The sequence below is a fragment of the Streptomyces sp. NPDC002623 genome (genome assembly GCF_053592635.1).
Genome location: NZ_JBSFWB010000068.1, coordinates 1 through 26,961, shown reverse-complemented (window position 1 = coordinate 26,961; position 26,961 = coordinate 1). Strand labels below are relative to the sequence as shown.

23 protein-coding genes and 2 pseudogenes are annotated in these 26,961 nt (G+C 70.2%); 19 read left to right on the top strand and 6 right to left on the bottom strand.

The features are described 5' to 3' along the window. The first annotated feature begins 241 nt into the window (after window positions 1-241). Entirely contained in the window at window positions 242-1,030 is a 789-nt protein-coding gene (locus ACWD4O_RS47145) for a class I SAM-dependent methyltransferase (RefSeq protein ID WP_451289282.1), read from the top strand. 137 nt (window positions 1,031-1,167) lie between these two features. Further along, window positions 1,168-2,565: pseudogene (locus ACWD4O_RS47140) on the top strand (NF041680 family putative transposase); the annotation flags it as partial. A gap of 299 nt (window positions 2,566-2,864) precedes the next feature. On the opposite strand, the gene ACWD4O_RS47135 reads toward ACWD4O_RS47140, so the two are convergent. Beyond that, on the bottom strand, window positions 2,865-3,182 hold the full coding sequence (locus tag ACWD4O_RS47135) for a hypothetical protein (RefSeq protein ID WP_451289281.1): 318 nt from the start codon (window positions 3,180-3,182) through the stop codon (window positions 2,865-2,867). 484 nt (window positions 3,183-3,666) lie between these two features. Here ACWD4O_RS47135 and ACWD4O_RS47130 point away from each other — a divergent pair. The 8 genes and pseudogenes from ACWD4O_RS47130 to ACWD4O_RS47095 form a co-directional block, all read left to right on the top strand. Then, window positions 3,667-3,966: pseudogene (locus tag ACWD4O_RS47130) on the top strand (helix-turn-helix domain-containing protein); the annotation flags it as partial. 482 nt (window positions 3,967-4,448) lie between these two features. Then, window positions 4,449-4,955 carry a 2'-5' RNA ligase family protein gene (locus ACWD4O_RS47125; protein ID WP_451289280.1) on the top strand — a complete coding sequence of 169 codons (507 nt, stop codon included), beginning with the start codon at window positions 4,449-4,451 and terminating at the stop codon, window positions 4,953-4,955. Between the two features lie 740 nt (window positions 4,956-5,695). Continuing rightward, a complete protein-coding gene (locus ACWD4O_RS47120) occupies window positions 5,696-6,601 on the top strand; it encodes a M4 family metallopeptidase (protein WP_451289279.1) in 906 nt (301 codons plus the stop codon). Between the two features lie 80 nt (window positions 6,602-6,681). Further along, complete coding sequence (locus tag ACWD4O_RS47115; RefSeq protein ID WP_451289278.1) at window positions 6,682-6,990, top strand: protealysin inhibitor emfourin; 309 nt, start codon at window positions 6,682-6,684, stop codon at window positions 6,988-6,990. 412 nt (window positions 6,991-7,402) lie between these two features. Then, on the top strand, window positions 7,403-8,461 hold the full coding sequence (locus tag ACWD4O_RS47110; RefSeq protein WP_451289277.1) for an eCIS core domain-containing protein: 1,059 nt from the start codon (window positions 7,403-7,405) through the stop codon (window positions 8,459-8,461). Further along, the gene (locus ACWD4O_RS47105; RefSeq protein WP_451289276.1) at window positions 8,437-8,604 is read left to right on the top strand and encodes a hypothetical protein; all 168 of its coding nucleotides are present in this window, start codon (window positions 8,437-8,439) and stop codon (window positions 8,602-8,604) included. Before ACWD4O_RS47110 ends, ACWD4O_RS47105 begins: the two co-directional genes overlap by 25 nt. A 256-nt stretch (window positions 8,605-8,860) precedes the next feature. After that, window positions 8,861-11,326 carry a hypothetical protein gene (locus ACWD4O_RS47100; protein ID WP_451289275.1) on the top strand — a complete coding sequence of 822 codons (2,466 nt, stop codon included), beginning with the start codon at window positions 8,861-8,863 and terminating at the stop codon, window positions 11,324-11,326. After that, entirely contained in the window at window positions 11,326-11,565 is a 240-nt protein-coding gene (locus ACWD4O_RS47095) for a hypothetical protein (RefSeq protein WP_451289274.1), read from the top strand. Before ACWD4O_RS47100 ends, ACWD4O_RS47095 begins: the two co-directional genes overlap by 1 nt. Here the strand turns inward: ACWD4O_RS47095 and ACWD4O_RS47090 are convergent. Then, window positions 11,543-11,938, bottom strand: coding sequence for a hypothetical protein (locus ACWD4O_RS47090; RefSeq protein WP_451289273.1), 396 nt, complete (start codon window positions 11,936-11,938; stop codon window positions 11,543-11,545). The two genes, ACWD4O_RS47095 and ACWD4O_RS47090, sit on opposite strands and share 23 nt — an antisense overlap. 169 nt (window positions 11,939-12,107) lie before the next feature. Between ACWD4O_RS47090 and ACWD4O_RS47085 the strand changes: the two genes are divergently transcribed. The 6 genes from ACWD4O_RS47085 to ACWD4O_RS47060 are packed head-to-tail and all read left to right on the top strand — an operon-like array spanning window position 12,108 to window position 19,931. Continuing rightward, the gene (locus tag ACWD4O_RS47085; RefSeq protein ID WP_451289271.1) at window positions 12,108-13,628 is read left to right on the top strand and encodes a phage tail sheath family protein; all 1,521 of its coding nucleotides are present in this window, start codon (window positions 12,108-12,110) and stop codon (window positions 13,626-13,628) included. A gap of 16 nt (window positions 13,629-13,644) precedes the next feature. Beyond that, entirely contained in the window at window positions 13,645-14,166 is a 522-nt protein-coding gene (locus ACWD4O_RS47080) for a phage tail protein (protein WP_451289270.1), read from the top strand. Then, on the top strand, window positions 14,163-14,927 hold the full coding sequence (locus ACWD4O_RS47075; RefSeq protein WP_451289269.1) for a hypothetical protein: 765 nt from the start codon (window positions 14,163-14,165) through the stop codon (window positions 14,925-14,927). Before ACWD4O_RS47080 ends, ACWD4O_RS47075 begins: the two co-directional genes overlap by 4 nt. Continuing rightward, window positions 14,924-16,777, top strand: a complete 1,854-nt coding sequence (locus ACWD4O_RS47070; protein ID WP_451289268.1) for a hypothetical protein — start codon at window positions 14,924-14,926, stop codon at window positions 16,775-16,777. The genes ACWD4O_RS47075 and ACWD4O_RS47070 overlap by 4 nt, the downstream gene beginning before the upstream one ends. Next, window positions 16,774-18,042, top strand: coding sequence for a DUF4255 domain-containing protein (locus ACWD4O_RS47065; RefSeq protein WP_451289267.1), 1,269 nt, complete (start codon window positions 16,774-16,776; stop codon window positions 18,040-18,042). Before ACWD4O_RS47070 ends, ACWD4O_RS47065 begins: the two co-directional genes overlap by 4 nt. 8 nt (window positions 18,043-18,050) lie before the next feature. Beyond that, window positions 18,051-19,931: an ATP-binding protein gene (locus ACWD4O_RS47060; protein WP_451289266.1), complete on the top strand. Its 1,881-nt coding sequence runs from the start codon at window positions 18,051-18,053 to the stop codon at window positions 19,929-19,931. 94 nt (window positions 19,932-20,025) lie between these two features. On the opposite strand, the gene ACWD4O_RS47055 is transcribed toward ACWD4O_RS47060, so the two are convergent. Further along, window positions 20,026-20,907 carry a M64 family metallopeptidase gene (locus tag ACWD4O_RS47055; RefSeq protein WP_451289265.1) on the bottom strand — a complete coding sequence of 294 codons (882 nt, stop codon included), beginning with the start codon at window positions 20,905-20,907 and terminating at the stop codon, window positions 20,026-20,028. Window position 20,908: 1 nt separating this feature from the next. Continuing rightward, on the bottom strand, window positions 20,909-21,364 hold the full coding sequence (locus ACWD4O_RS47050) for a hypothetical protein (RefSeq protein WP_451289264.1): 456 nt from the start codon (window positions 21,362-21,364) through the stop codon (window positions 20,909-20,911). A gap of 388 nt (window positions 21,365-21,752) precedes the next feature. On the opposite strand from ACWD4O_RS47050, the gene ACWD4O_RS47045 reads away from it, so the two are divergent. Together ACWD4O_RS47045 and ACWD4O_RS47040 are read left to right on the top strand one after the other, a co-directional pair. Continuing rightward, complete coding sequence (locus tag ACWD4O_RS47045; protein ID WP_451289263.1) at window positions 21,753-22,859, top strand: C1 family peptidase; 1,107 nt, start codon at window positions 21,753-21,755, stop codon at window positions 22,857-22,859. A 46-nt stretch (window positions 22,860-22,905) separates the two neighbouring features. Then, window positions 22,906-23,415 (top strand): hypothetical protein, encoded by a 510-nt coding sequence (locus tag ACWD4O_RS47040; protein ID WP_451289261.1) that lies wholly within the window; start codon window positions 22,906-22,908, stop codon window positions 23,413-23,415. Here the strand turns inward: ACWD4O_RS47040 and ACWD4O_RS47035 are convergent. Then, entirely contained in the window at window positions 23,346-23,807 is a 462-nt protein-coding gene (locus ACWD4O_RS47035; RefSeq protein ID WP_451289260.1) for a protease inhibitor I42 family protein, read from the bottom strand. The two genes, ACWD4O_RS47040 and ACWD4O_RS47035, sit on opposite strands and share 70 nt — an antisense overlap. A 47-nt stretch (window positions 23,808-23,854) precedes the next feature. Here ACWD4O_RS47035 and ACWD4O_RS47030 point away from each other — a divergent pair, with 47 nt between their 5' ends. Then, window positions 23,855-25,918, top strand: a complete 2,064-nt coding sequence (locus ACWD4O_RS47030; protein ID WP_451289259.1) for an eCIS core domain-containing protein — start codon at window positions 23,855-23,857, stop codon at window positions 25,916-25,918. A gap of 84 nt (window positions 25,919-26,002) precedes the next feature. Here the strand turns inward: ACWD4O_RS47030 and ACWD4O_RS47025 are convergent, their stop codons facing one another. Further along, complete coding sequence (locus ACWD4O_RS47025) at window positions 26,003-26,776, bottom strand: AfsR/SARP family transcriptional regulator (protein WP_451289258.1); 774 nt, start codon at window positions 26,774-26,776, stop codon at window positions 26,003-26,005. Between the last annotated feature and the right edge of the window lie 185 nt (window positions 26,777-26,961).

Below are 26,961 nucleotides of genomic sequence, written 5' to 3'. Positions count from 1 at the left end.
CCGAAGGGCCACAAAACCTTCATCATCTGCACAGCACCGCATCAAGTGGGCCTACCTACATCAACCTCACTCTCTGCGCTCGTGGCGCACTTAAACGACAAGATAAGTGCCTGTTCCTGAGGCCGACATGACACAACAGTGGTTGCGATGCTTGAAGCAACGGCTCGTTGGATCTTCAGGGATGTGAGGACGATCGGGAGCGGCCAGGAACCGAACTGGTGCAGCACACGTCTCCCGCACCATGATCTCAAGCGAGCGCCAAGAGCACGCGATTTCCACCAAGCTGGTCTCGCCGTCCGCAGCGAGTGTGGATCCGTCGAAGACCAACGACTACAACAGCTTCGCCGAGGCATACACGGCCGCAAACGAAACCAACCTGGTCAATGCCTACTACGAGCGGCCCGCGATGCTGACCCTCACTGGAGACGTGGCCGGCCGGCGGATCCTCGACGCCGGCTGCGGCTCGGGGGCCCTGTTTGCCGCGCTGCGCGACCGTGGCGCCATTGTGAGTGGCTTCGACGCGAGTGCCGGGATGCTGGAGCTGGCTCGGCAGCGGCTCGGCGACGGTGCGGACCTGCGGGTGGCGGACCTGGGCAGCCCGCTTCCTTACGCTGATGACACGTTCGACGATGTGGTGGCGTCCCTGGTGCTGCACTACCTGGAGGACTGGGGGCCGGCGCTGGCCGAGCTGCGACGCATACTCAGGCCCGGCGGTCGGCTGATCGCGTCTGTCGACCATCCCTTTGCCATCACCCTCATACACCGCGAGGCCGGTCGCGAGGCCGAGTACAACTACTTCGACACCACCAACTGGACCGTAGAGTGGACCATGGGCGGCCAGACCGCCCTGGTGAGCAGATGGCACAGGCCGCTGCACGCGATGATCGAGGCATTCATCGGGGCCGGTTTCCGGATAACGGTCATCAGCGAGCCGGATCCTGATCCAGCCGCCCGTGAGCTGTTCCCCGAGGCCATCGCGGCCACGCCGCGCTTCCTGTGCTTCCTGTTCTTCGTCCTGCAGGCCGACTAAGCTTGACGTTTATCGTCTCTGGTCGAACGCGGCGTCGAACTTGCTGGCACTTTGGCCGAGTGCCTGACGTGAGAGCGGCCTTCGTCTGATTCTGTGCTCCGTCACAGAGGCACTTGACCAGTACGAAGGCCGTAGCGATGAGTCTGCTGCAGCGGGATGCCCCGCGGGATGCGTTTGCTGAACTGTCATGGTTCCGGACGGAGTTCTATGCCTGTCTGATCCGGCGGCGCGACGCTTTGTTCGAGCTGAGTGATGCCTTGTTGTGTGCGGACGGCCCGGTGAAGACACTGGTCGAGCTGTCCCTGGCGCCTGAGCATCAGCGTGGGCATGGCGCGTTGTACGGCGGGCTGAATCACGGGCACATGAATCTGTCCCGGCTGCGCATGGCGCTGGCGGGGCTGCCGCTTCCCCGGACGGCAGAGCGGCAGCTGGTCCTGGCGGTCGATGTCAGCAACTGGCTGCGGCCGGACGCGAATACCAGCTCGGACCGGCTGTTCTGTCACACGTATGGTCGGGGCCGGGGCTCGGCCCAGATGATCCCGGGGTGGCCCTATTCCTTCATTGCCGCTCTGGAGTCGGGACGGACGTCGTGGACTGCCGTGCTGGACGTGGCCCGGCTGCGTCCGTGGGACGACTCGATCGCCGTCACCGCCGCCCAGGTCCGGGAGGTGTTCCAGCGGCTGTATGTGGCAGGGCAGTGGCGGATCGGTGACCCGCCCATCCTGGTCGTCGTCGATGCCGGCTACGACGTGACCCGACTGGCCTTCCTGCTCGCGGACCTGCCCGTCCAACTGCTGGGCCGGATGCGTTCGGACCGCGTCCTGTACTTCCCGCCTCCTCCACAGCCGGCGGGCAAAGTCGGGCGCAAGCCCAAGCGCGGGGCGAAGTTCGCGTTCGAGGTCGCGGCCTCTTGGCCGGTCCCGTCCGTTGTCACGGTGACCGACACCACCCACTCCGGGAAGGCCGTCGCCACTGCCTGGGACCGCCTGCACCCGCTGCTGGTCCGGCGCTCGGCCTGGGCCGACCACCCCGAAGGAGAACTGCCGGTCATCGAGGGCACCGTCATCCGACTCCAGGTCGACCACCTCCGAGGAGACCGTAGCCCCAGACCTGTCTGGCTGTGGTGGTCAGCCACCACTCCTACTCCGACGGATGTGGACCGGCTCTGGCAGGCGTTCCTACGCCGATTCGATCTCGAGCACACCTTCAGGATGTTCAAACAGACGCTGGGGTGGACCGCTCCCAAGCTTCGCGAGCCGGCCGCCGCCGACCGATGGACCTGGCTCGTCGTTGCTGCTCACACTCAACTCCGCCTCGCCCGGCCCCTCGCAGAGGACCTCCGCAAACCCTGGGAACGGCCCCCATGCCAGGGGCGCCTCACACCCGCACGAGTCCGTCGAGGATTTCGCCGCCTCCACAGGAAGACCCCTCAGCCGGCCAGCGCACCGAAACCCAGCACCGCAGGCCCCGGCCGGCCAACCGGCGTGAAGAACAAGCATCGTGCACGCGAGCACCCCGTCGGGAAACAGAACAAACCGAACCTCGCGGCAACCACCACAAGCAGCACAGTCCCGTTCGGTGAAGGAGCTGGCCTCGCGGGCGAAAGAAATTGCGGCGCTCAAAGCATGAGGCGGCAGGGGGTGCGTCGAGGCGAACCCGATGACACCTTCGCGATAGAACCAGAATGCGAAGCCCGAGAACCCAGATCGTGTGCCCGGCCTCAGCTCAGGCAGATCCGGCGAAATCCGGTCGGGAACAGAAAGCTCGCCGACATCGTGGGTGAGAGATCGGCCACTTGGCGGCGTCTGCGACGGTGCGTGTGCGGTTGGCCTTGTCAGGGTTCCCGTTGCACAGTCCAGCCGCAATCGGCTCCGTCGAAGACCTCGAGCATGGTGACGCCTTCCTGGCGGGCCCGGTTGAGAGTGCCGGCGTTGTAGGCGACGGCCGACTTGGCGAGCGTCGCCGCCTCGGCCCATGCCCGCACGGGCATGCGCGCACCGTTGAGGTAGATCACGTACGTGAGCTGGTGTTCGGCGGCAAGCCGGTCGGCGAGGGCCTTCGCTGCCTGTAGGGCGGTGGTGTGGCCGGCTGCCAGCAGCGGCACTTCGCGGCGGGCGGCGTCTCGTACGGCCTGGTAGAACGCGGCGGCCATGCGCTGCTCCTCCTCGGAGCGGCGCAGGAAGTCGGCGTAGGAGTCGGAGGCCAGCGACTGCAGGGCCTCGGTGTGGATGAGCGTCCACGAGAAGTGCCCGTCGACCGTCGCGGCTGCAGCCCGCGCCCCTTCCTCGTACAGGTGGGGCAGTTGGCGGACGGCGAACGCGCGGCCTCTGTGTCGGCGCGCTGCTGGAAGTCGACGATGGCGGCCTGGAACTGTGCGAGCCGGTCGGCGACTGTCCGGGAGCGGGCGTTGTCGCCGATCGCGGCGAGCACGGCGGTCTGCTGGTCCGCGAGGCGTTGCCAGGCGTCCTCCAGCACAGCGGCGACGCGCGCAGCCACGGTCTCGGCGTCGCCGGGCGTCAGCGGCGGGAACTCGTACGCCACTACCGCCACCAGTTGGGGCGGCGGCAACGGGCGGAGTGCAGCGGGGCGATGACGAGGTTGTCCCCGCCGTTCGGCTCGTCGGGGCCGGTCGCGTCCTGCAGGGGATCCGGCTTCGGGTCGGCGAGCGGTTCGTGGCGGGTGGAAAGCCCCGCGGTGATCGCGAAGGACCTGCGGGTGAGTGTGCGGTCGGTGGAACGCTGGTGCCGCGCCTGGCGCGAGGGCGGCATCGAGGCCTTGCGCTCTGCCGGTCCGACGAATTCCCCTGCCGTCACCGACGCCCGGTTCGCCGTGCTGGAGGAGGAGTTCTGTAAGGGCCGGCGGCGCACGGGTTCGAGGATCGGCGTTGGACTTTGGACCGGGTCCAGACGTTGATCCGTCGGCATCTACGGGTGAGCCGGGTCGGTCCCGGGGAGGCCGAGCGGATCCACCGTGAACGGCCCTCCGACGCAGCCCCGCCCTTGGGGGCCTCTCCCGCCTGCGTGGAGTCCGAGCACCCTGTGCCTGCCCATTCACAGACAGGACCCTGACGAGGCACATCTCCTCGGAGAGCCCACGCGGCACGGGGCTTGACGGGTGAGGTCCGATGCCGTGTCATCATGGTAGGGAAAACGACGGCAGGTGACGCGATGGCTACAGCGGGACACGGCGGGCCCGGCACCGAGCCCGCACGCGACAATGCGAGCCCACAGCCCAGCGCTCCGAAACCTCCGCACGAGCAGAGCAGTTGGGCTGCAGACCACGTGCCTTTGATCGTCCTGGCTCTCATCGTCCTGGTGCTGGGGATCGCGGGCTTGGCGTCCAACGACAGCGTCACCTGCCCCGGCGGAGCCACTAACTGCGGCACTCCCTGAAACACGCCACCACACCTCAACATCGGGTGCCTGATGGTCGGGTTGAGGGCGGACGCCGAGCGCTACTGGAACGCCTCCCACTGAGGTTGACACCGGGGAGATCAAAGTTTCCGTTGACAATCAGGCGGCCTGGTCGACACAGCGCGGGGGCGGGGAGGCAATCTCACCACCCCGGAGGAAGACCCGTAACTGCCCTGACGCTCGGGGGGGGGGACGTGGGCGGGCAACGCGAACAGAGCCCCCACACCGTATGTCCCCACCCCGACGGCCCTGTCCGAGCCGTCAGGAACGCCCTTCGGGAGCCGATCGGGGACGTCCTCGGCAAGATCCCAGAGAAGGCCGAGGGCTTCACACCACACGTGTCCGTGGCCTACAGCGCCGAAGATGGCCCCGCTGAGCCGATCACGCAGGTCCTGACCGGCCTCAACGTCACGCCAGCGCATGCTCGCATCTCCACTGCGGAACTCATCGTGATCCACCGGGACAACCAGATGTACGAATGGGAGACCTTCGCGAAAGTGCCGCTCGGCTGATGGTGCCCTGCCAAGTGGGGTGGATCAACAGCTGTGCCGGGCGGAGCACTTCCTTCTGCCTGTCCTCTCGTCGTCTGCTGCCTCCGCCTCTTCTCACGACGACCGGCCGTGGCAGGCGACGCGGAGCCTGCGCCCGGCGGGACGAGCGACGGCCGATCTGAAACGCGTAGGAGCACGAAATACCGCGGGAAAAGATATGTGAAAGCGAAAATTTAAGGCCGTGCCGCACCGGGCGGCTCCATGTGGCATCGAGCCCGCGGGACATGTAATGATGGATGGGTGAGATACCTCACATGGTGACGCTTCGATGGATGAATTGGCCACCGGCCCGGCGGATCATTCGCATTGGCCGACCCGGGAGGAATTCGCCCGTCCGGCGCGGACGTACCGCGTGCAGGGTCGGGCGCCCCTCGAAGCGGATCAGACCCCCTGGATCACGGAGTACCGCGATGACCAGCGAACTTCGAGCGAATTGCATAACCCCCCCGTATCTGCTCAAAAGAATGCTGCGAAGCGATGACAGCGAGGTGCGCCAGGCTGCGCTGAACACCTTGCTCACGACCGCCCACCTGCGGGGCGAGCGATCGGTCCGAGCAGCCTTCCCCGGTGCCGCCGCTCCCGGCAACGCTCGTAGGACGATCTACGATTGCCGGAACACCACATCTCTGCCCTTCGCGATTCTGGCGCGGTCCGAAGACGGTCCGGAGTCGACCGATGTCTCCGCCAACCGAGCATTCGACATGCTCGGAAAGACTCGAGATTTCTTCCAGCAGGTGTACGCCAGGAACTCGATCGACGGTCACGGGATGCGTCTGGACGGATACGTCCACTACGACTACGAGTTCGCCAACGCTTTCTGGAACGGGCGCCAAATGGTGTTCGGTGACGGGGACGGTCGCGTCTTCTCCGACCTCACGGGCTCGATTTCCGTGATCGCCCATGAACTGGGACACGGGGTGACCGAGCACACCGCGGGACTCGAGTATCACAACCAGTCCGGAGCCTTGAACGAGTCCATGTCGGACGTGTTCGGGGCGATGGTCGAGCAATGGACGCTGGGTCAGACGGCAGAGCAGGCGGACTGGCTGATCGGCCGGGAGGTCTTCACGCCTCACATCGAAGCCGACGCTCTGCGGTCGATGAAGGCTCCCGGGCACGCGTGGAACACCGAGAAGTTCGGAAAGGACCCGCAGCCGGACCACATGTCCAAGTACGTCAACATGCCGGACACCTACGAGGGAGACTGGGGTGCCGTGCATTACAACTCCGGCATTCCGAACAAGGCGTTCTACCTGACGGCGGCGACCGTCGGCGGATACTCGTGGGAGGCTCCCGGACTCATCTGGTACGAGGCTCTCAAGGCGTCCAACAGTGAGACGCGGTTCCAGGAGTTCGCGGACACCACGTACCGGAAGGCCGGAGAACTGTACGAGACCGGCGGCACCGAACAGATGGCCGTGCTGAGGGCGTGGCGGGAGGTCGGCATCTCGGTCACCGGGGTCCCGGCCGGGCTCGCGAGGGCGCAGGCCGGCACCGCCGGCCAGAACGGGGACCCCCTCGCGGCAGTCAGGGCGCTGACGGTCCAGGTGCAGGACTTGAGCCGAGAGGTGGCCGCGCTCAAGGGGCGTATTCCGACCGGCGGTTGAGGTCGAGGCGCAGGCGCCCGGCGGTCGACGCCGGGCGCCTCTGCCGGAACAGCGGGAGCGGTGGATGGCCGAGAGGTGCCATGAGAGTTACTTTGGCGACGTACGGCGGGCTGGCGGCGGCGGTCCGGGCCGGCTTCCCGCCGGACACGGTGGACACCGACGCCCTGCCCGAGAGTGCTGCGGCCGAGTTGTCCCGGCTGGTGGCGGCAGCGGTCCCGGCGACCGAAGGGGACCCGAAGCCCCACGGTCGTGCGCCGGATGCCATGAGCTACTCGATCACCGTCGAGGAGAGCGGCCACTCGTCCGTTCTCGTCCAGTCGGACGCGGACATGTCCGCGGAGTTCGCGGCGTTGCTGCAGTGGCTCAAGGAGCATGTCGCGCGCGAGTGAGAGAGGAATCGCCACGCCGCCGTCCGCAGCGGACGGCGGCGTGGCGACGCGGCCTGACCGCCGGGGCGACCCGATCCCGCGTGGCGCGAGTGACGCAAACGCCTTGAGGCGGACGCGAGTTCACCGGCGTCCGGCGTCCGGCGTCCGGCGTCCACGAAGATGACGTGCAGTGCGGAAGGTGCCTCTGGTGTCCTCTTTCATGTGTGACCGCCGCGTCCCGGCCTCCGCAGCAGGCCAGGGTGAGACGGCGTGGGCGATGCCCCGCCCTGCGGTCGCCAGACGCGGCAGCGTCGCGGAGCGGGGAGCAAGTGCGCTTGCCGGCCGGGCTCTTGCGACAGCACGCAGGGCGGGTTCCACGAGGGCGCGGGTATCGGACGGACGTGCTGCAGAGCGCTGTGCACCGGACAGAAGCGTGGTGCCGGCAAACGGCGGACGCTTCCTGGACCCCTCGGTGCGGACGGAGATGGAAGGGGCCTTCGGGCACGATTTCAGCGGCGTGCGCGTCCACAGCGGAGGAGAGGCTTCCGAGCTGGCCCGGGGCTTGGGGGCACGGGCGTACAGCCTCGGGCGGGACATCGTCGTCGCCCGCGGGGAATCCGTGCACGGCCCTGCGGGCCGGCGTCTTCTGGCGCACGAGCTCGCTCACGTCGTCCAGTACGACGTTTCGGGCCGTGCAATCGTCGCACGCCAGGAGAGACCAGATCAGGAAAGGCTCCCGCGCGACATCAGAGACCTGCGTTCGACGATTCAAGCCATTCCGGCTGACCAAGTACGTGCCAACTGGGCAGCGCGAAGGCAGGACTTCATCGCTGTAGCCGGCGACCCGGGCAACTCGCTGAATTCCGGGCAGATCTACCAGATCTGGCTGCGCTACTGGATGGACGAGCACGCCCAGGCACGCCGGGAGTACCGGGACCGGGATGACGCGCTCCGCAAGGCCGACATGCAGTCTTATGTCGAGAAGCGGCCGAAGTTCGACGCCGGCGTTCGTGATCTCTACCCACGTGAGTACGAGGCCGCTGCGGACCGGTTGGCCGCCGCCGAATACTACAGCTCCTATCTTGTCGGGATCCACGACTGGCTCCAGGTCCATGTGGACGGCATGCGGCGGCACGTCACGCTGGAACAGGTCAACCGCAAGGCGGTTGAGTTGATCAGAGCCAGAGGTCTGCGGGAGGCGATCCTGGCCGTGGTCATCGCCATGGCCGGCGTGCCGGCCGCCAGAAGCGTCGCGCCCAAGGGCGAGGCGCCCCGGGAGGGGATGCCCCAGGCGGGCAAGGGCATTGTGCAGAAGGTCTGGGGCGGGGCGGTCCCGAGGCGGATGCCATGCCGCTGTATCGGTACTGCAAGAACCCTGGCGACGTCTCGCCCAATGGGTGGTGGACGACACGGCAGGCGGCGAACCGTGCGGACGCGGCACGCATCACCGGAGTTCCTGAGAACGAGGTGCTCTACCAGCAGAAGGTGTTGATCAACTCGTCAGCGACGAAGCACGCACCGTATTTCAAGCAAGGTATCCCCCGCACCGTCGGCGACTCCTTGATCGAAGAGTTCCGCAACGTCACGAAGATTCCGGGCGAAGACATTGATGTGACGCCGGTGAAGGAGAAATGACACCAGGAACGCCGTCAGGGGCGATCATGTCGGGACCAGCGTAACGTGGTGTACAAGTCGTGCTTCAGCCGCTCCTTCTGACAGATCGGCAAGCGTGGAGATGAACGGCGAGAAGTGGTGAATCCTCATGGCTTTGGCTCGCAGCCATTACACGCAGGCGAACAATTTCTCAACGGAGGCGCAGAATTGCGCTGATGTCGAGAACTACCTGACACCGGTGGGGATGGCGGCGAATTCTGCCCTGCACATCTCAGGCGTGGCTGACGGCCTGCGGGTGAGCGCGGCGAGGGAAGCCGCCGAGGTCAAAATCTCACCGGGGACAGCGCTCGATTCCCAGGGCCGCGTCGTCGTCGTGGCAGAAGGCGGTGTCGTGGTGACCGACGTCCCGGGCGGCGGCGCCGAGGAGCCGCACACGCTTCCGGTGGGGGCGGAGGGGGTGGCTCTGCCGACGGCCGGCCGCGAGCCGGGCGACTACCGGCTGACGGTGAGCTGGCACGAGATCGAGGGCTCGTTCGAGGTGATGGGAACACAGCAGTCAGGGCTGCTGCAGACTCCCCGGCTTCGTCTGGCGCCGCCGGCCGAGAGCACGGGGCGGCAGGTGGTGCTGGCGCAGGTGACGCTGGGGACCGGCGGCATGGTGAAAGGCGTCGCGGTGGGGGCCAGACGCGCCGTCGGAGTCGCTGCCGAGAGCCTGGAGCTGCGCCGTCCGCTGCTGGAGGGCGAAGCCGTGTCGAGCGTCGGCCATGTGACCGCCGTCGGCCTCGCGGCCCGTCCCGGTGGTGGTGTCGAGCTGAACGTGATGTCGGCCGACGGGTCCAAGCAGCCGGCTCTGTCCGTGGACGGGGACAGCAGGAAGCTACGGATTCCCGCAGGGGTGGAGGTCGGCCCGGGGCCCCTCGACTGCGAGGGAGGGATCCGCGTCGGCTCCGCCGCGTCCGGCTTCGACACCGGGCTCCAGTTGCGGAACACGACCCCCGGGAGCAGAACCTACGGTATGTATGCGGGCGCCGACGGCGGCTGGCACTTCGCCGACAAGGACGCCGCTTCCCGCGACCGGCTCCTGATCGACCAGGCCGGCAATGTGGCGATCGGTTCCGCCCAGCCCAAGCGCAGTCTCCACGTCGAGGGCACCGAGGTGCACAGCGGCGGATCGGCGGGCGGCTTCTCCTTCGCCGACCGCACCGCGGCCTCCGGCGCCTTCGTCGAGAACCCGACCGCGGGCCAACGCTGGCGCTGGTACGCGCAGGACAAGCACGCCCGCCTGTGGTCGGGAACGGACCAGATCGCCATCGGCACGGGCAACGACGGCGACGCCCTCGACGTTCCACGCCGCATGCGGGTACGCCAGGGCAGCGACCTCTCGGCCGGCATCTGGTTCCGGCAGCAGTCCTCCGGCACCGACAACGGATTCGTCGGCATGCAGGACACCGGACACATCGGCCTCTACGGCCCTTCCGCCGGCTGGGGTCTTGTGATGGACACCGCCAGCGGAAGGGTCAGACTCTCCGCGGGGTTGGAGGGCAATGTGGCGATCGGTTCCGCCCAGCCCAAGCGGAGTCTCCACGTCGAGGGCACCGAGGTGCACAGCGGCGGATCGGCGGGCGGCTTCTCCTTCGCCGACCGTACCGCGGCCTCCGGCGCGTTCGTCGAGAACCCGACCGCGGGCCAACGCTGGTGCTGGTACGCGCAGGACAAGCACGCCCGCCTGTGGTCGGGAGCGGACCAGATCGCCATCGGCACGGGCAACGACGGCGACGCCCTCGACGTTCCACGCCGCATGCGGGTACGCCAGGGCAGCGACCTCTCGGCCGGCATCTGGTTCCGGCAGCAGTCCGGCGACAACGGATTCGTCGGCATGCAGGACAACACGCATGTCGGTTTCTGGGGCTCGGGCGCCGATTGGGGTCTTTCCATGGACACCACCGACGGGAAGGTCCGGACCAACTCGCTGGAGACCGGGTCTCTCAAGGCATGGCGCGTGGACACGGGATACGTCAGCACGGTCACCTCCCCCGGCTACCTGGCGGAGAGTGTGGAGGGTTCGCTGAGCGTCCAGGGCCATGCGGGCTACACCGCCCTCTCCGTGCTGGGACCGGCGGATCTGAAGAACCACGCGGGCACCAACTACACGCTCATGCACCTCACCCAACAGACGCCCGGGCATTTGGCACTGGACGTGGACGGCGGGCCGATCGTCGTCCGCAGGAGCGAGGGCAGCGCCTACTCCATCTGGGCGGCACAGGCCGTCTATTCGAACCAGGCGCTGGTCAGTCACGACCACATCGTGACGGTCGACCATCCCCTGGACCCCGTGAACAAGACCCTTTCGCACTCGGCGGTGCAGGCGCCGGACATGACGACCCTGTACGACGGCACCGTCGTCACCGACGAGCGGGGTGAGGCCACGGTTCACCTGCCGGCGTACGTCGAGGCGTTCAGCCGCGACTTCCGTTACCAGCTCACCCCGATCGCCGACCGGCCCGTGGTGGCGACCGTGGTCCGAGAGCTCGAGGAAGGCAGCTTCACCCTGCGCACCGGCTCGCCCGCCGTCAAGGTCTGCTGGCAGGTGAGCGGCAAGCGGCACGACGCATGGGCGAGCGAGAACCGCCTTGTGGCCGAGGCGGACAAGCCGGGAGAAGAGCAGAAGACGGGCGAGTTCGCGATACCCGCCGCCACCGCCCCCATACCCGCCACCGCTCCCGACACGAGGGGACGTCAGTGATGCCACAGGATCCTCAGGCGCGTCTTGCCGAGCTCCGGCAGGAGTACCGGACCGGTGAGGAGCGGCTCGGCCAGCTGGTACGGCACGAGGCGGAGCTGCGGGAGACCCTGCTGCGCATCAGCGGAGCGGTCCAAGTACTCGAGGAGTTGACCGGCCCCGACGGGGAGAAGAAGGGGGAGGGCGGTCCCGACGACGCACCGCCGGGCGCCGGCCCCGTCAGGACAGGTCCAGGCAACTGAGGATGTCCACCGTCGCCGGTTCGGCGCCGATGTTCTCGATGCCCAACGAGCGCGGCGTGCCGAGCCCCTTCAGCACGTCGGCTCCGTTGATCAGCAGTGTCCCCGCGACCTTGATCCAGTTCGCTTCGGCGTCGCCGGTCTCCGACGGGTTGGGGCGGACCCGTACCGTGGCGGTCCCGCCGGACGCCGTGCTCGCCCGCACGGCGAGCAGAACGGGAGTTCCGTCCTGAGGCAGCAGGGAGACGTTGCGCGAGCCGCCCTGGTCCAGGGTCACGGTGGCCACGGCGTACGACTCGGCCTCAAGCTCCGACGCGAGGGAGAGGGCGGGGCCCTCCTCGATCAGGACGGACGAGGTCACGGACAGATTCACCACGGCTAGCCTCCAACTCGGTCCGCTCGGCACCACGTGGGTCGAGGTTCGCACGGTGGTGTCACCCGTGCGTCACCCTCGCGTCCCGGGCCCGCCGTGACGTCGTCGTCACGGACGGGTGACGGGCGCGCGGCAGGGTCCTGTACGACAGACCGTCGCGGAGGGAGCCACCATGCCTCAACCTCGCCTCGCTGGTCCGGGCGTCTACGTCACGGAGCGTCCGAGCGGCGGCAGGGCCGTCACCGGGGTCTCCACCTCCGTCACCGCCTTCGTCGGCCGGACCGCCCGCGGCCCGGTGGGTGAGCCGGTGACGGTCCGCTCCATGGCCGAGTTCACCCAGGTGTTCGGAGGGTTGTGGCGTGAGAGCGGGCTGTCCTACGCGGTCCGCGACTTCTACCTCAACGGCGGCAGCACCGCGCTGCTGGTCCGTGCCGCGGGAGGCGCCGGCCTCGCCCGGCTCGACGCCGGCGGCCTCCAGCTCAAGGCGTCGGGACCGGGCTCGTGGGGCAATCGCTTGTGGGTCGAGGTCGTCCACCCGGGACAGGGCCACACCCAGGAACTGGCGCGGGCCGGCGGCGGCGCGGAGGACGACGAGATCTTCCACCTGCGCATCGGGGAGGGCGACGACGGCTCGCCCCGCGAGGAGTTCCTGAACCTGACCGTGGCCGACGGCCCTCGACGCGTGGACATCGTGCTCCAGGCGTCACAGCTGGTACGGGTCGAGCGCCTTCCCCAGCCGCCTGCCCGCCCCTCCAAGGGCGTCCACCGGGTCCTCCAGGCGGGCACGGTGACCGACGGCGCGGCGCTCACCGCAGCTGACTACACCGGGCAGGAGGGGCTCGGCGCCCTCGCGCCGGCGGACTTCAACCTGCTGTGTCTGCCGCCGTCCGACCCGGGTGGCGAGCTGCCCCCGCAGGTCTGGTCGGACGCCCTGGACCTCTGCTACCGGCGCAGAGCGGTCCTGCTGGTGGACCCGCCGTCCACGATCGTGCCGCGTAACGCCCCGGCCTGGCTGGAGACGTTGTCCCTGTCAGGCCTGGCGACCCGCAACGGCGTCCTCTACCTCCCCCGTGTCCGCGCGGCCGACCCGCTGCGCGACGGCGCGATCGGGGAGTTCGTGCCCAGCGGCGCGATCGCCGGAGTGATGGCGCGCACCGACGCGACCAGGGGGGTCTGGAAGGCCCCGGCGGGCATGGACGCCGGAATTCTCGGCGCGGCCGGGCTGTCCCACCCGATGACGGACGGCGACAGCGACGATCTCAATCCGCTGGGGATCAACTGCCTGCGCTCGTTTCCGCAGGCCGGGTCGGTGGTGTGGGGTGCCCGCACCCTGCGCGGCGCCGACGCTCTGGCCGACGAGTACAAGTACGTGCCGGTGCGCCGCCTTGCTCTCTTCCTGGAGGAGAGCCTGAGACGCGGCACCCAGTGGGTGGTGTTCGAGCCCAACGACGAGCGGCTGTGGAGCCAGATCCGCACCTCGCTGGGGGCCTTCATGCAGGACCTCTTCCGGCAGGGCGCCTTCCAGGGACAGACCCCGCGCCAGGCCTACTTCGTGGCCTGTGACGCCGAGACGACCACGCAGTACGACATCGACCGCGGCATCGTCAACATCAGTGTCGGCTTCGCCCCCGTCAAGCCGGCCGAGTTCGTCGTCATCGGAATCCAGCAGAAGACCGCCGAAGCGGCAGGATGATCTCGGAAGGTGCGACATGGCCGACTTCACCGTCAACGCGACTCGCTTCGACCCCTACAAGAATTTCAAGTTCCGGGTCCGTTGGGACGGCCGGTACGTGGCCGGCGTCAGCAAGGTGAGCGCCCTGAAGCGGACCACGGAGGTCGTCAGGCACCGCCACGGCGGTGATCCGAGCAGCAGCCGGAAGTCGCCGGGGCGCACCGAGTACGACGCCATCACGCTCGAACGCGGAGTCACCCACGACCTGGAGTTCGAACAGTGGGCCGGGAAGGTGTGGAACTGGGGGGCCGGGCTCGGCGCCGAGACGTCCCTCAAGGATTTCCGGAAGGACGTGGTCATCGAGGTCTACAACGAGGCGGGACAGCTGGCCCTCGCGTACAAGGTGTACCGATGCTGGGTCTCGGAGTTCAACGCCCTGCCCGATCTCGACGCCAACGCCAACGCCGTGGCGATTCAGTCGATCAAGCTGGAGAACGAGGGCTGGGAACGCGACAACACGGTGACGGAACCGGTGGAACCGTCGTTCGTCGAGCCGTGAGCGGCCTCGCCCCGCCCTGGCGGGCGGCGGAGCACCACGACGTACGCGACCTCGCCGAGCCGGAACTGCTGCTCGATGCCTGGGACCAGGCGTCGGCGGCTCCCGTCGCCGGGCGCGGAGCGGTCCTGGTCCGGCTCGCGGGCCTGTGCCCGGATCTCGACTCCGCACTCGACCTGGGGGTGGGCGAGTGCGCCGCGCTCGCGGCTCTCGCCCATGCGCGGGCGTTCGGCCGCGAGGTGGCCGGGGTGATCACCTGCTCGTCATGCGGGGAGCCGCTCTCCGCGCGGGTCTCGCTGCCCACCGCGGAGGAACTCGTGACGGCTGCGGCGGCCGGTCCCCGGCACGTGGCCGTCGGAGAGTTCACCGTGCGCGCGCCGACCACGAGGGACCTGCTGCTGGCGGCGGCCTCTCCCGACCGTGCGCGCGCCGTGTTGCTGTCCCGCTGCGTGCACCGCGCTGACGGAAGCTCCGTCGACCCTGCGGAACTCACCCAGGAGGAGGAGTCGCTCCTGGACGAGGCGGCGGAGGCGATCACCGCCGCCACGATGACGACACTGTGCCTACGATGCCCGGCCTGCGACGGACACGTACGCGCCGCGCTGGATACCGCGGCCGTGCTCTGGGAGCGCATCGACATCGCCGCCCCCGCTCTGATGGAGGAGGTCGCCGTCCTCGCCCGGGCCTTCGGATGGAGCGAGGCCGACCTCCTGGCGATGCCGGCGGGCCGCAGAGCCGCCTATCTCGAACGGGTGGAGACGTGACGGGTTTCTTCGAGCGGATGGCCCGGCGCGCACTCGGGACGGAGCCGCGGCTGGTCCTGCAACGCGGCTCCCGCTACGAACCCCTGGCCCGGGCAGGCGAATGGCGGCCGCCCGAGGACGCGTCGCTCTGGGCAGCCCCTCCCCCGCCGGCCGTGGACGCGTCGCCCGGTGCGGCCGTCGGGGTGCGTGCCGAGGGGGTGCCCCCTCCGGTCGGCGCGGCGGCCGCGATGCCCGTCGGCGAAGCTGCCGCTGGTGCGGAAGCGACGGACGCCGTGCCGCTGCCGTCGTCCGGGCCGGTGGACGTCCCTTCAGGCGGCGAGGACCGGGCGGTGCCCCTCCTGCGGGCAGGATCGGCCCCCGCCGCCGCCCCGGCAGGCGGCCCCCGAGGCGAGGGCCGCGGTCGAGCCGGGAGCGACGACACCGCGCACGGCGGCGAGGACGAGGCCGCGGCGCCGGGCGACGAGGTCTCGGACGCGGCGGATGTCGCATCACCCCCGGACGAACCCGGGAACATCTCTCGCCACGCGGGAACCACGAGCGAGCAGCCGCGACACTCGCGGTCCCCACACGCGGACACTCACCCCTCCGGAACCAGTTCACCGCCTCCGTCTTCGACGGCCGCGCCCGCGGTCGCCTCGGTCGCCGGTCCGTCCGGCACGGTGGGAGCGGGCCGCCGAAGCGTGCGCGAGCCGGACTTCGGCCAAGCGCTCGACACGGCGCCGGCGGTGTCACCCGATGCCGCCGACACGCACGGCGGCTTGCGCGACACCGGTCGAGCGCCCACCGCGGCCGGGCCGTCGGCGGGCCGGGAGGGCCGGAGAGAGACCGAGCGGAGCGGGCGCGGCGTCGGCAGCGCGCCGTCCGAGGAACGCCCCGCGGACACCCGTCCCCCCGAACCGGCCCCCGTCACCGGGGGCGCCGCACTCCTGAACGCCTCCGCCCCGGCCTCCGATCCGGCGTCCGATCCGCTGCCCGGCGCACCGCCCGCCGGAGCGTACCGCCGCGCTCGGCGGCAGCCCGTAGCCAAGACCGACCGGTCCCCCGGGACGGAAGCACCCTCGGCCACGGTGCGACGGCCCGGCGAGCCTTCGCCCGGCCGGCGATCGGCCTGGCTCCCTCCCGTGCCGCAGGCCCCGTGGCCGGAACCGGCGTCCGCCGCCGCTCCGCCGAGGGGCGAGGACACCGTCCCGGCCTCCCCGGGCCGTCCCGTGTCCCAGGGAGGCCCCGAGCCGTCCCGGAGCCCCATGGAGGCTGACCGCCCGGCACCCGGCCAAGGGCCCCACCGGCCGGAGGCCGAAAGGACACACCCCGCACCGTCCGCGGACACGCGGACGGATCCGTCCCGGGAACACCGCCCGCAGCGCCAGGAGCGGGCCGGCGCCGACACGCGGTCGCCCCGACCGCCCCGCCACAGCGCGAGCCGCTCCGCGTTCCCCGGCAGCCCGTCACCGGCCGACGCCGGGCCCTCGCACCGGCCGGAGCCGGCGACCCCGGGAAACCCGGAGCCGCAGTCCGAGCACACGGCGCCCGACACGGTGGAGCTCGTCCGTGAACACGTGGTGCCGGCGCTCACCGAGCGGGGGGTGCTGCCCTCGTCCGTCCGGGTCGAGGTCAGGAGGGCCGAGGCCGGAGAGCCCGCACCGGCCCCGCGGGCGGGTACGGCCACCGTCCGCACCGCAGCAGCCCGCCGGACGCACTCCGTGCACAGCGCCGATGCCTCGGGCTCCCCGGCCGTCCATCTGCACATCGCCCGGATCGAAGTCCTCCCGGCGGCGCCGCCGTCGCCCCCCACCGGGTCGCGCGTCGACCTGGACGCCTATCTGGCCCGCAGGGACAAGGAGAACCCTTGAGCAACCACCTGGCGATCGCCACGGCGACATCGGCGCTGCGCTACGTACTCGCCCGAGCCCTGCACGAGCAGCACCCGGGTTCGGTGGCGGACGCCCAGGTGACGACGTTGCGGCCCGACCGCCTCGGGTCCGCGGACCTCGTCCGGTCGGCCGGCGTCAACGTCTTCCTCTACCGGGTGACGCCGAACGTCGCCCTGCGCTCGGCCGACCTGCCGGGGCGCGACCACGAGGCAGCGTTCCTCAGCCGCCCGCTGCAGGCGCTGGACCTCCACTACCTCATCACCTGCCACGGGAAGGACTCGGCCCTGGAGGCACAGCGGCTGCTCGGTCGGGCCGTCACCGCTCTCGCCGTGAACCCGGTGCTCAGCCCGCGGCTGGTGGCCGCGGCCGTGGACGCCTACGCCGGCGTGGACGACACCGCGTTCCTCAGGGAGTCCGACCTCGCCGGCCAACGGGAGCCTGTCAGGGTCACCCCCACGACCCTGTCGTCGGACGAGTTGTCGAAGCTCTGGTCCTTCTTTCCGCAGACGCCCTACCAGCTCTCGGCGACCTACACCGCCACCGTCGTCCTGGTGGAGGCGCCGGTCGCCACCCACAGGGCGTTGCCGGTCCGGGAGCGGGCTCTCACCGTTCGCCCGGCGCCCGCGCCTCGGCTGGCGTCCGTCGGCGAGGCCGGGGCGAACGGGACGGCCGTGCCCGGGCAGGCGCTCGTGCTCCGGGGCGAGCGGCTGCTCGGCCTCGTCACACGGGTGCGGCTCGGTCCCGTGGAACTCGACCCGCTGCCCGGCGGCACGTCGTCGCTGCTGAGCGTCGCGACCGGCGACGACGTCCCCGCGGGGCTGCATCCCGTCCAGGTGCTCCACCTCAGTGCGCAGGAGCCCGGCGACGGTCCGCCGTCCCGGGTGGTCGGCGCGTCCAACGCGCTGCCGGTCACCGTGCGGCCGACGGTGACGCGGGCGGTGTCCGGTGACACCGGCATCCTGCTCGACCTGACGCCCCCGCTGTTCGCCGGCCAGCACGCGACCCTCCTGTTCTCCAGGTCCCCTGAGAGCGGCAGTACCGGCGGGACCGGCCCCGGCACGGTGACCGTGGTCCTGCCCTCCCGGACCCCGGGCGCCCCGCCGCAGTCCTCGCTGCGGGTGCCCCACGGCGAGGTGCCCTCCGGCACGTGGCTGGTCCGCCTCCAGGTGGACGGGGTCGAAAGCCGTCCGGAGCCGGTGGAGCAGCCGCACGGTTCCCCCGCCGTCGCGCTCCCGCCGTCATGAACGGCCCCGTGCCCGCCGACGTGTGGGAGAACGCCAACCGCGACCATCTGGTCGCCGAACTGGGCGTCCTCAGGCTGCTGCTGCGCCCCGACGCCACCGGCGCGGACCGCCGGAGGTCGGAGGAGGCCCTGGCCTCGGCCCGCCGCCTGCTGCCCGGGGAGAGCGCCCTGGACCGGATGGCACGGGGCTTCGGCCTCTCCGCCTTCGAACGGTCGCTTCTCCTCCTGACGGCCGGCCCCGAACTCGTCGCGGCGGTCGGCGAGGAGCTGACGGCGGCCTGCGGCTCCGCGCGGCCTTCCTTCGGCACCGCGCTCTCCGTGCTGCCGCAGGCGCACTGGAGCGCGCTGACTCCCTCGGCGCCGCTGCGCCGCTGGAACCTGGTGAGGCTGCTCGACCCCTGCGCACCGACGTTCAGCCCGCTGGCGGTCGACGAGCGGGTCCTGCACCACCTGGCGGGTGCCGGATACCTGGACCCCGAACTGGCGGCAGTGGCACGGCCCGTGCCCGTCCCGCCGTACCTTCCGGGGCCGTTGCGGCGGGCGGCGGGCTCGGTGGCCGAGTCCTGGGCCCGCCGACGGGCCGTCCACCTGTACGGTCCGCAAGCGGCGAATCTGCACGCGGTGGCCGCCGCGGCGGCCGCCCGAGGGGATCGGACGCTGCTGGTGGCGCAGGTCGCCGACCTGCCCTCCGAGGCCGGCGAGCTGTGCCGGACGCTGAGGTCGATGGAGCGCGAAACCGTCCTGACGGACTGCGCCTGGGGGGTCGACCTGGAGCACGCGGACCCGGTGGAGCGCGACCGCGTCGCCCGTCTGGCGGAAGACCTCGGCGCCCCCCTGGCGTTGCTGTCGGGGGACCAGGCCCCGCTTCCCCACCGGGCCCTGACCGGTGTGGAGATCCACCGGCTGGAACTGGGCGAACGCCGTGAACTGCTGCGGTCCGCCCTCCGCAGGGCCGACGCGCCCACCGCTCAGGCGGATCAGGCGGATCAGGCGGCGGGCGTGTTCGATCTGACCGTCGACGCCGCCGAGGCCGCCGCGCGGGACGCCGCCCGGGGAACTCCCCTGTGGCAGGCCTGCCGGGAACGGGCCAGGCCGTCCGTCACGGGGCTGGCCCAGGTGCTGCGTCCGCGGGCCGGCTGGGGGGACCTGGTCCTTCCCGCGGGCCAGCGGGCCCAACTGCGCGCGATGGTCTCGTCGGTGCGCCACCGTGCCACCGTCCTGGACGACTGGGGATTCGCGGGCCGCCGCGCTCAGGACCTCGGCCGCACCGCGCTGTTCGCCGGTCCCAGCGGCACCGGCAAGACGCTGGCGGCCGAGGTGCTGGCGGGCGATCTGGGCCTCGACCTGGTGCGGGTCGACCTCAGCCAGGTGCTGAGCAAGTGGGTCGGCGAGACGGAACGGCACCTGCGCCAGGTCTTCGCAGCGGCCGAGGACAGCGCCGCGGTCCTGCTCTTCGACGAAGCCGACGCGCTCTTCGCCCGGCGCACCGAGGTACGCGACAGCCACGACCGCTACGCCAACCTGCAGACCGGCTACCTGCTCCAGCGGCTGGAGTCGTTCCGCGGTCTGGCGATCCTCACCACCAACGCGCCGTCGGCCCTGGACCCGGCGTTCACCCGCCGGCTGCACACCATCGTCAACTTTCCCTACCCGGACATCGCGGCGCGCGAGAGCCTGTGGCGTGGAGCGTTCCCCGCGCCCGCACCGGTCGACGGCCTCGACCCGGCCGGCCTGGCCGCCGAGGACCTGGCCGGCGGCGGCATCGCCGCGGTGGCCCTCTCGGCCGCCTACCTCGCCGCGGCCGAGCAGTCCCCGGTCACCGGGGAACACATCCGGACGGCGCTGCAGTGGGAGCTCGCCAAGTCCGGCAGATCCCCGCTCGCGCGGTGAGCGTGGCGCCCGCACGGCCGCTTCCCTCCCCGGTTCCTCCGATCGGATCGCCGGTCCGGGTGCACCGTCGGCGGACGCGCTGCGGGCACGGTGCTCAGTCTTCCGGCACCGCACGTGAGGGCTGGACGGTCCGACGGATCTGCTCCGTGCAGACCGCGCAGAATGGGTGGCCCAACGCCCGCATGCGGCAGTCGAACTGGGGACGGTACGCGCCGCAGTGGTGGTAGTGGGCGCCCTCGAAGGCGCCGACCGTGGCCGCCGGCGCCGGGCTGGGCCGGGTGTCGCACTGCGAACAGCGGGGGTTGGCCGTCGTCGGCATCGCGGTGTCCGGCAGGACGAGGTCCCGCCATTTGTTCGTCGCCCGGTCGGCATTGACGGTGACATTGGGCTGCGCGGGCTCGAAGGCGGGATGGCGGTCGCGGTCGGCGTCCACGCCGCAGCCGAGGTAGTAGTCGTACTCGTCCGCCAGGCGGAAGGCCGTGTGGCCCATCTCGTGCAGGGCGATCTCGTTGGCGCCCTCCGCGACGGAGTAGACCGCCACCGAGCCGCCGGAGCCGCCGTACACCGTGGAGTTCACGGCGACGATCACCATGCTCCACTGGGGCACCTGTTCGCCTGCCAGCGTCAGCGCGGTGGTGTCGTCGACGACCAGCAGCCGACGGGCTCCGTTGTTGCAGAAGGAGGCGTCGAAGTACGTCCGGGGCGCCGCCCCGGAGCCGCCGCACGCCGTGGGGTCGGCGGCGCCGCTGTCGGTCGAGCGGACGTCGACCCGGTACACGTTGACGGCGTCGCGCAGGGAGTCGAAGGGCGGGGTCGCGAAGAGGGTGTTCGCGAACGACTCGGCGTCGTCGGCGAACCGGCCCATGTGCGCGCCGGTGTAGCCGTCGCCCGTGATCACCAGGTTCCAGCACCGGGCCGCGGGCCCGCCGTCGACGATCTTGGTCGTGCCGATGACGGTTCCGTCGGCGGTGGTCATGTCAGCGGCCCCTCTCTGCGGCGTCCGGGTCCTCGTCCGGGCCCGGACGGAAGGCGAAGCGGGCCACCTCGGCGGCAGGGGCGGGCCTCGGGGTGCGGCCGAGAGGGCTGCCGACCAGCGCGACATGGTCCGCGGCCTCGATGTCGGGCACCAGGACCGCGAAGGTTCCCCGAGGCGTCTCCACCGGGACCCTGGCGATCGACCGCCCGGGATCCTCGGAGAAGACCTCGGTGTCGTAGCGCACGGGATCGTGCAGGACGCGTCGGTAGAGCGCGTTCAGATCGGCGTCCCGGACCTCGACCCAGATGCCCTGGGCCGACTGCCGGTCGGCCGGCCGGTCGCTCGGCGGCGGAGTCATCTCCACCTGCTGCCGGGACACGAGGCGGATGTCTGTTCCCTCGTACTCGAAGATCAGCCGCACCGCGTGCGTGTAGTCCTGGTCCGCTCCGGTGGTCATGTCGCGCTCCCCTTCCGTGCGGACGGGCACGTCCACCTTCGTCGCCGTCCCCTGCTCTCAGTGTCTGACCTGAACCCGCGGTCGCAACCGCACCCGGCCGCGGCCGTCGGCGAGCGCCCTGCCCTTCCGGTCCGGGCAGCCGAGCGTCCCTTCGTGGAGTCGGCCCACGCCGGGCGACGGGCGCCTGCCGAGGCCGAGGGAGGCGCACCAGCCGGGGCGTGACGCAGAGTGCGAGCGCGTGCGCTCCAAGTGGCGAACCGCGGCGCGCGGGTGTGCACTGAACTGCCACCAGGGCACATCGTCGAGGGCCCCGCCGGCGGGCCCTGCCCTGACTCTCTCCCGGAGCGGATCCGCTCGGCCTTCCCCCCAACGTGTGAAAGGCGTCGCCATGCCCGTGAACGAACCCATCGACCTGGCAGAACTCCGGGCGACTCTGGAACGCGCCGGCAACCCCTGGCGGGCGACCAGCAACTCCATGACACGCCTGACCGAGGAACAGCGTGTCACCCGCCTGGGTGTGCCGGTCGACGAAGCCGAACACGCCGAGATCATGGCCGCGCAGGAACAACAGGCCGCAGCGGCAAGGGAAGCCACGGCCCGGGCGGGACTGCCCGCGTCCTTCGACCTCCGCGACATCGGCGGCCTGGACTACACGACACCCGTGAAGGACCAGAAGAACTGCGGGTCCTGCGTCGCGTTCGGCACCGTGGCGACCATGGAGCACGTGGTCCGGTACATCGACCGGGCGCCCTTCCTCCCGGCCGACTTCTCCGAGGCGCACGCCTTCTACGGCTACGGCCGGGAGGCGGGCGCCGCCTGCGCGACCGGCTGGCTCCCGGAACCGCTGCTCGAGAAGGCCCGTGACTCGGGCATCGCCTTCGAGGACTACTTTCCCTACACGGACGGGGACCAGGACAGCAGCAAGCTGAACCCGGACTGGCCCAACCGCCACGCCAAGGTCGTCAACTGGACGAACGACACCAACGATCCGGCCGGGATCAGGCGCGACATCGCCACCTACGGGTCCGTCGTCGCCTGCTTCTACGTCTACCAGGACTTCTTCAGCTACGGGGGCGGGATTTATCGACGGCAGACCGACACCCTCGCCGGCGGTCACTGCGTCAGCCTGGTCGGCTACGACGACACGCAGTCCTGCTGGATCGCCAAGAACAGCTGGGGAACCGACTGGGGCGAGCACGGCTACTTCCGCATCGGCTACGGCGAGTGCGGCATCGAGAGCTGGCACACCTGCGGCGTCCAAGGCGTCAGTCTGCGGGCCTGGCTCGCCGACCAGCGCATCCTCGGACTGTGGAGCAACGAGGTCGACGCCAACGTGTGGGCCTACGGAGAACTCCGCGGCTGGCTGAGCCTCGGCAGCGACGTGTCCCCGACCGACGCAGCGATGCTCGCGGCACTCGCCGCCTCGAAGTCGGCCGGCGCGAAGGTGGGGCTGTTCGAGGACAGCGGCAGGGTCCAGCAGGTCTACGCCTGGTGAGACCCGTGAGCAACGACATGGCACCCGAGATCAGGAGTGGTGGAGGATGAGCCCGCAGACGACGAGCACGCTGGAGGCGCCCACCAGGGCGCCCGGCGGATACAGCGCCGCGCACGCCCCGAACGGTCGTGCGGACAGACCGATCATGCTGCCACCGGGCGTGGACGTGGGGCTGTCGGCCATCCCGCTCACCGAGTCCGGAAGGCCGAGGCCCGACGCCATGGCGGTCCGGTTCGATGAGGCGGCCGGTGAGGCCCGACCGGTGGTGCACCCCGACAGCAGGACAACGGAGCCGGCCCTCCAGACGATCGAGGTCGGGGGATCCGCCACGGGGGGCTGGATCCAGAACGTCCTGGTCGACGCGATGTGGTCGACGGACCAGACCCGCAACGCGCACCTGCACGTCAAAGGCGGCACGTGGAAGAAGATCCACAACGGTTCGGACGCCGCGTTCACGGCTCTCACCACGCTGGCGGCCCAGGCACGTCAGACGGGGCGGCCGATCACCTTCCGGGAGGAGCCGGACGGCATGGTCCACGAGATCTTTCTGTGGTGAGCCGACGCACCGCTTTCGCCAGGGCCGTCCCCGGTCGGGGGCGGCCCTGGCGGTTCCAGCCCCTGACGGGGACCCGGCTCCTCACCGCCGACCGAGATCCGGACGTCGCGCCGCTCCAGCACCGCGCTCTCCCAAGGCCGTTTCAGCACCAGCCGCACCAGCCCCTCGCCGGCCGCGGCCGCTCGGATCCGGACCACCTGTCGCCCGCCGGCTCCGGGCGACGGCTGCCCGGAGAGCTCGTACGCGTCGCCGGTCACCTCGAGAGCGCCGTCGACGCGCTGGACCGACCAGCAATAGCCCGTGGTGGCGTTCCGGGGGAGCTGCACCACGACCTCGTCGCCCGGTGACACGTGGATCACGGAATTCCGCAGGGTCACCCATACCTCGGCCATCACCGTTCCCGTTGCCGCTCGTAGGCCGCTTCGCCGCTCATGCGCGCATGAGTTCTGCCGCCGGTACCGAAAACGGTTCCGCCCTGCCTTCACTCCTGTTTATGGTAAATCGAAGGAGGCATTGCATCCACCAGGCGGGAGCGACCGCACCGAGGGGGCGGTCGCGACGCAGGAAATTTTGTTTCGTGATTCAAAAAATGTCTGGTCAACCATTTTTTCGGATACAGCGGGAGCAGCCTCCAGGTGGGAGAATCGAATGGTCCGCGCGCGAGGCGGACGGTCTGGAGGCCGTGATGCGGCTGGAACATTCCCGGAACCGACGACCGTCTCGTGTGAAGCGGTCCGTGCGGCGGAGCGGGCCGCGCACCCAGGCCGCACGATTGCTGTCCGGGCAGGGCGCCCCTCTGGAGCGGGATGTGCGGACGAAGATGGAAGCGGGTCTCGGCGCGGACTTCTCGAGCGTGCGTATCCACACCGGCCGGACCGCGCAGGAGACGGCGCAGTCACTGCATGCGACGGCGTACACCGCGGGAAGGGACGTGGCGTTCGCGCGGGGGTCCTTCGATCCCGGATCGGCCGAGGGCCGGGAACTCCTCGCCCATGAGCTGGCGCACGTCGTCCAGAACGGCGGAGAGCCGAATCCGGCCGTCGGCTCGGCCGGGCCGATCTCCGTCAGCGAACCCACCGACGCGACGGAACGGGAAGCACGCGAAGCCGCCCGCGCCGTGGCATCGGGCCACACGTTCCGGGTGACACGGAGCGCCGGCTCGCAGGAGGTGGCGCGCCGCGGCGGCACCACGCACCCGGGATGCCCTTGCGCCGAGGACGACGAACCACCGCTGTTGGTCCAGCGGCAGACGCCGACGCTCCCCCGGACCGGTCAGCAGCGCAGGGAGGAGAACAACGCCCCGCTCGCGGAGATCCAGGGTCTGCCGATGTACGACCTGTTGCCTCGACTGGCCAAGCTCGCAGAGAAGGTTCTCAGTGACGAGGAGTCCGGCGGGTTGGTCGGCGGACCCAGGCTCGTGCTCGCCATGCAGACCGTGCGCGCCAAAATGCAGCGGGACCTGGAATTTCTTCTCAGAGAGAAGAAGCGGATCGCGACGCTTCCCCGGGATCAAATCGCGGACATTGTCAACTTTCTGTGGGGACCGAACGTCGGCACGAGTACCGCGCTCGTGAACACGGATTTGGAGATGGATCCGATAATCGCGCCACCGGCCGGCGTCCGACTCCCGGGCGAGGCGGCGCGCGCCGGCGACGGCGGCATCACCGTGGACGACGAGTCCGGCCCGCAAGGCATCAGCAATTTCGAAGAAGACCTGCCCGAGAATCGTAGCCGCATCAGCGGCGTCGTGCTGGACCCGGAAACAAAGGAAATCATCGGGTACCGGACGTCTCATGCCGACGGAATCTCCCGACTCGTCGATCGCGAGGGAAATTTCGTCGTGGACGCCGGGGCTGCGGTCGGCGTCGAATCCGAAGGGCTCGGTCCGCTGGACTACGTTCCGACACCGTCCGGCGCCGGCAAGGGCGCCGCCGGCGTCGGCGCGAAACTCCTTGTCAAAGGCGCGCTGAAGAAGGGAGCAGCCTCTGGCGGCAAGGTGACGCTGGGCGCCGTACTGAAAATGAAGAACGTCGCCAAGGCTGTCGCCAAGAAAGCGATTTCACCCGACGCGGAAGGAAAGGCTTTCATCCAGGCGATACAATTCGGGAAAAAACGAGTCAGCCGCACTTTGTCCGTCGAGGCAGCCGAGACTCTCGCGAAGAAATTCGATAAGGGCAGGCCGGTCATCGCAGCCGAAATGAACAAACGCGGCATCATCGGGCCGTTCGAATCTTTCTCGGTGTTCACCAGAGGCCACGGCGGCGCGTACCAGGCCCACCACATCATTGAACAGTCCGTTCTCAAGCATCTTGGGCACGACGTCCAAAAGGCCCCGTCGATCATTCTGGCAGCACATCAACATTCGTCGATTTCCACCGCGCTGACCGAGATCCCCAAGGACGAACTGGAGCACATGACCAAGAAGGAGATTCTCGATCTATACCGGAAGGTCTACAAGGGCATGCCGGAGTGGATCGCCGAAGTGGAGCGGTATCTCGAATAGGACACGCTCAGCGACGCGCTGACGGGGAACACCGCGACCTGTGCGGCTGGCGGCGCGCCGGGATCCCTCGCCTCCCCGCGGACCTCACTCGAGCATCTGTGCCGTCACCCGGGTGGGCATGACGCCGAGTTCCTCCCGCAGCACTCGTCGGCAGGTCGCATAGGCGCGCCGTGCCTCGCTGACGTTGCCCTCCGCGAGGTGGACGCGGATGACCACGCGATGGGCGCTCTCCCGGGTCACGTCCAGGCGCAGCGCGGCCAAGGCGACGTCGAGCGCCAGCCCGTAGCGGCCCTCGGACGTCAACTGCTCGGCGAGGGCCTCCTGGAGGTGCAGCTGGAGCTGGCGCATGCGTTCACGGTCGGCCGTCAGCCATTCGTCGTCCCAGCCCGGCAGCAGTTCCCGGGCGTCCCCCGGCACGCACCGCACCTGGACGGCGGGCGACGGACCGTCCCGCCAGGCGTCCCGGGCCTCCCGCACCAGGTGCTGCACGTCCACCGTCAGCAGGGCGGAGAGCTCGGCCGTGGTCGCGGTGACGGCCACCATCCCCGGTACGGCCTGGTTCGCGCGCCACAGGGACGTGCGCAGGCAGGCCCGGGCCCGGTCCTCCGTGGAGTGCGGCCACAGCGTGCCCGCCAGCCAGCTGCGGCTCATCCTCCCCTGCAGCGCCAGCAGTGCCACGACGCGCTGGGCTCCGATCGGGAGGCGGATCTCGCGGCCGCCGGCTTCCAGCCGGAAGGGCCCGAGCAGGCTGAGCGACAGCCCGGACTGCGGAGCCGCCAAGGCCGGGCGGCCCTGCCGGGCGCCCGTTCCGTTTTCGGGATCAGCGGCACCGCTGGGGACGAAGACGCTGCCCGGCATGATCCCTCCCACGGGTGTCCCGGTCCGCCCGCGCCGTCCGGCTGTCGCGTCCGGTCGGCATGAAGTGAACGGATACCGATGTGAACAGCTCTGCCGCCCCGCGCTGCCGCGGCCAGCGAAACCGACATCACCATCCCCGTGGCGGCCGGGGTACAAGAAGCCGCGGCCCGCGCCATGCAACGCGC